Consider the following 4,510-nt stretch of genomic DNA (forward strand, 5'->3'; position numbering starts at 1 on the left):
TCTGCGGGATCTGATCGATGTCAACACCTCGCTTGCCAAGAGCTCGCTCGATGAAAGCCAAAATATCTATCAGGAAAATCTGCAAATTCTCCTCGTGATCTCCAGCACAGCCTTTGTTATCTGTCTCATCCTGGCCATGCTGGTCACCCGCAGCATCTTGCGCCAGTTGGGTGGCGATCCCTCCTATACCGTACAGGTGGTTTCCCGCGTCGCCGCCGGGGACCTCTCGACTCTGGTCAAGTTGCGCAGCGATGACACCAGCAGCCTGCTCTTTGCCATCAAGAGCATGACTCACCGCCTCTCCGATATTCTCAACGAGGTAGGTGCCATGTCAGAGGCCATCGGCTCGGCCTCTGAACAGGTCGCCGCCACCGCCAACTCGCTGTCGCAAAACTCCTCCGAACTGGCCTCCAGCGTTGAGCAGACCAGCGCCTCCGTCGAGGAGATGGCGGCCACCGTCAGCCAGAACGCCGACAATGCCAAGGTCACCGAGAATATCTCCACCAAGGCGGCCAGCAGTGCCACCGAAAGCGGCAAGGCGGTGGGCGAGATGGTTCACGCCATGAAGGAGATCGCCTCGCGCATCACCATCATCAACGACATCGCCAACAAGACCGATCTGCTGGCCATCAACGCCGCCATTGAAGCGGCGCGTGCTGGCGAACACGGCAAGGGCTTTGCCACCGTGGCGGCCGAGGTACGCAAACTGGCGGAGCGCTCGCAAAATGCCGCCAAGGAGATTGGCGAGCTGGCGGGTCGTTCGGTCAGCGTCGCCGAACAGGCTGGCACCCTGCTGCGGGAGATGCTGCCGGGGATCGATCAGACTGCCACTCTGGTGCAGGAGATCGCTTCGGCGTCCCGTGAGCAGCGGGCCAGCGTCTCCCAGATCAATATTGCGGTGACCCAGATCAGTGATGGCATGCAGGCCTCTGCCGCCTCCGCCGAGGAGCTCAGTTCAACCTCGGAAGAGCTGAGCTCCACCGCTTTGCAGCTGCAGGAGCTGATGCAGCAGTTCACCCTGCGCGGCGGCAACAGCCGTCAGCCCACCCAGTTTCATGCTGCCGGTTACAGTGCCAGACCGGTCATTCCGAAAAAGAGCGCGCTGAGCCAGCACCTGCACCATGACGACGATCTGGAGCGGGAAGTGGACGATGGCAAGTTCAGCAACTATTAGGAGCAGCCCAATGCGCACAACACATGCCCCTGATACTGTCACCTCTCACTTCCACTGCGTGACCTTCATGCTCGGAGGGGAGCTCTATGGGGTCGATATCGGCTGCATCCGCGAGATCATCGAGTTCGAGGGGATGACGCCGGTGCCCATGATGCCGCGCTTTGTCAGAGGGATCATCAACCTGCGGGGCGCCGTGGTGCCGGTCATCGACCTCTCAATCCGCTTTGGCCGGGGGCAGACCCCGATCCAGCCCACCACCTGTGTCGCGATCCTTTCGCTGCCCAACAGCAATGGCGAAGAGCAGGAGATCGGCATGCTGCTCGACTCCGTCTGCGAGGTGCTGGAGATTGCCACCGACACCATAGAGCCGGCCCCGACCTTTGGTGCCCATATTCGCGGCGACTTCATCCAGGGGGTAGTCACCATCGCCCAGCAGTTCGCCATTCTGCTCGACATGCACAAGGCCCTCTCCATCGCCGAGCTGAGCGCCATGGCCGAGGCCACCACCAGCCAGCTATTCAATAGCGAGCAAGGGGGCTATTAGTGGCGGCATCCCTCACCACCCCGGATCAAGGGCCGGTGCTCACCCAAAGAGAGTTCGAACTGTTCCGGCGCTTTATCTTCACCGCCGCCGGCATCGATCTCGCCCCCTGCAAGCGGGCGCTGGTGCAATCCCGCCTCGCCAAGCGGCTGCGGGCGCTCAATCTCACCAGCTACTACGGCTACTGGGAACGGATCAACCAGCCACAGAATGTGCAGGAGCGACAGCTCGCCATCAATCTGCTTTCAACCAACGAAACCTATTTTTTCCGCGAGGCACAGCACTTCAGCTGGCTAAAACACCATGCCGAACAACTGCACGCTAGCCGCCATCAACCACTGCGAGTCTGGTCTGCCGCCTGCTCGACCGGTGAGGAGGCCTACTCCGCCGCCATGGTGCTGGCCGAACAGCTCGGCATCAACGAGCGCTGGCGGATCTACGGCACCGACATCAACACCCGGGTGATCCCCTTTGCCCAGCGAGCCATCTATGCCGTGGAGCGGGCCCAGCATGTCCCGCCCCACCTCTGGATGCGCTATTTCCAGCGCGGTCACGACGAATATGCTGGCAAGGTGCGAGTGAGGCCCGAGCTGGCGAGAAAAGTGTCGTTCTCCAACCTCAACCTGCTCAACTGCGGCAACTTTATCGAGCGGGAGTTCGACGTCATCTTCCTGCGCAATGTACTGATCTACTTCAACGAAGAGAGCAAAGGTCAGGTGCTCTCCCAATTGTGTGAGCTGCTCAAACCCGGTGGTTATCTGCTGGTCGGCCATTCGGAGATCATTCGCCAGCAGGATCTGCCACTGGTGCAGGAGGCCCCTTCACGCTATCGCTACCAACCTCAGCTTTTCAAGGATGAAACATGACCATACGGGTATTGATCGTTGACGACTCGGCGCTGGTGCGGGAAGTGCTGACCCAGATGCTGGGCAAGGCCGCCGATATCGATGTGATGGGAGCGGCATTCGATCCCATCTTCGCCATGCAGCAGATGAAAAAGAGCTGGCCGGATGTGATCATTCTCGATATCGAGATGCCCCGCATGGATGGTCTCACCTTTCTGCGCAAGATCATGAGCGAGCGCCCGACGCCGGTCATCATCTGCTCTTCACTGACTGAAGAGGGCGCCACCATTACCCTGGATGCCATGGCTGCCGGAGCCATCTCCATCATCACCAAGCCCGCAGTCGGCATCAAAAGCTTCCTGCAGCAATCGGCCAACGAGTTGATCCAGGTGATCCGCATGGCGGTCAACGCCAAGTTGCGCAACCTGCTGCCAGACCACCAGCAGCCCTGCTTTACTCCCCCTCCCAAGCGCACCGCCGATGCCATGCTCTCGCCCCCGCCGGAGCGGGTCGAATTTCGCACTACCGACCGGATCATCGCCCTTGGCACCTCCACCGGCGGCACCCAGGCCCTTGAGTATCTGCTGACCAGACTGCCGGTCACCTGCCCGGGGCTCGCCATCGTGCAGCATATGCCAGGGCGCTTTACTGCCTCGTTTGCGGAGCGCTTGAACGGCCTTTCGAAGATCGAAGTCAAAGAGGCGGCCACCGGCGATCGCCTGCTGCCCGGGATGGCGCTGATCGCACCCGGTGGCAAACATCTGCTGATCCAGCGCAGCGGCACCCAATATCTGGCTGAGGTGAAAGAGGGTCCTCCCGTCTCTCGTCACTGTCCCTCGGTCGATGTACTGTTTCGCTCGGTGGCGGTCAGTGCCGGTCATAACGCCCTTGGCGTCATCATGACCGGCATGGGGGATGATGGCGCCCGCGGTATGCGCGAATTACATGACACCGGAGCTCGCACCATCGCACAGGATGAGGCGAGTTGCGTGGTCTTTGGCATGCCCAAAGAGGCAATCGCCCACGGCGGGATCGATGAAGTGATGTCCCTTGCCCAGATAACCCAGACGCTTGGCCGTCCCGATTGAGAGGAACCACCATGTCCCTAGAACAATGGCAGGGCCGCAGCGCCCTGGTGGTCGATGACTCCCGAACCCAGCAGTATGAGGTGACCTGCCTGCTGCAAGATCTGGGCTTTGGCCAGATCCATCTCGCCAGCGATGGCCAGGATGCATTGAATAAATTACAGCAGATCGACCACGTAGACCTGCTGCTCACCGACCTCAACATGCCCGGCATGGATGGGGTTGAACTCATTAGCCAGCTGGAAAAAACCACTCACTATCAGATGTTTATCGCCGTCATGAGCGCCGTCGAACGGGATGTACTGGACGTGATCCACTCCATCGCCGATGCCGGTACGCTGGAGGTGATCGGCGTGCTGGCCAAACCGATCAGGCAGCAGGATCTGCACAATATGCTGCAACATTGCGACCCCATGAAGCACCGCAAAAACAACAACTGGATGCAACTCAGCTTTACCGCCGAGGATGTACAGCAGGCGCTGGAAGAGCGACTGTTGGTTCCCTTTCTGCAACCCAAGGTCGCCATGATGGATGCCAAGCTCTATGGCTTCGAGGCACTGGTTCGCTGGCATCACCCGGAACACGGGGTGCTGCCACCCATCTGCTTTGTCCATCATCTGGAACAGGGGCAACTGGCACTGGACTTTTTCTATGCGTTTTTACATGCCACCTGCCGTGGCCTGAATAGCCTGACTAACCTGCCCTCGCCGCTAAGTTGCTCCATTAATATGCCGGTCACCCTGCTGACGACCGATAAATTGGTCGAAAAAATGGTCGAGATTGTCCAAGAGCATCAGTTGCCCTGCAGCACAATTATTATCGAAGTGACCGAAACAACGTTTATGTCGAATCTGGCTATATCGCT

General features: G+C 59.5%; 5 protein-coding genes. All 5 read left to right on the forward strand.

Annotated elements, in window-relative coordinates; translation table 11 throughout:
- Window positions 1-1,174: methyl-accepting chemotaxis protein (locus ACRAUW_RS16940; protein WP_431363212.1), on the forward strand; the 1,174-nt coding region annotated here is incomplete at its 5' end.
- A 10-nt stretch (window positions 1,175-1,184) separates the two neighbouring features.
- Window positions 1,185-1,718, forward strand: a complete 534-nt coding sequence (locus ACRAUW_RS16945; RefSeq protein ID WP_033113544.1) for a chemotaxis protein CheW — start codon at window positions 1,185-1,187, stop codon at window positions 1,716-1,718.
- A complete protein-coding gene (locus ACRAUW_RS16950) occupies window positions 1,718-2,581 on the forward strand; it encodes a CheR family methyltransferase (RefSeq protein ID WP_431363213.1) in 864 nt (287 codons plus the stop codon). Before ACRAUW_RS16945 ends, ACRAUW_RS16950 begins: the two co-directional genes overlap by 1 nt.
- Window positions 2,578-3,648, forward strand: a complete 1,071-nt coding sequence (locus tag ACRAUW_RS16955) for a protein-glutamate methylesterase/protein-glutamine glutaminase (protein ID WP_431363214.1) — start codon at window positions 2,578-2,580, stop codon at window positions 3,646-3,648. Before ACRAUW_RS16950 ends, ACRAUW_RS16955 begins: the two co-directional genes overlap by 4 nt.
- 11 nt (window positions 3,649-3,659) lie before the next feature.
- Window positions 3,660-4,510: EAL domain-containing response regulator (locus tag ACRAUW_RS16960; protein ID WP_431363215.1), on the forward strand; the 851-nt coding region annotated here is incomplete at its 3' end.

The organism is Aeromonas sp. (genome assembly GCF_050633025.1).
In the GTDB taxonomy this organism is placed as follows: Bacteria; Pseudomonadota; Gammaproteobacteria; order Enterobacterales; family Aeromonadaceae; genus Aeromonas.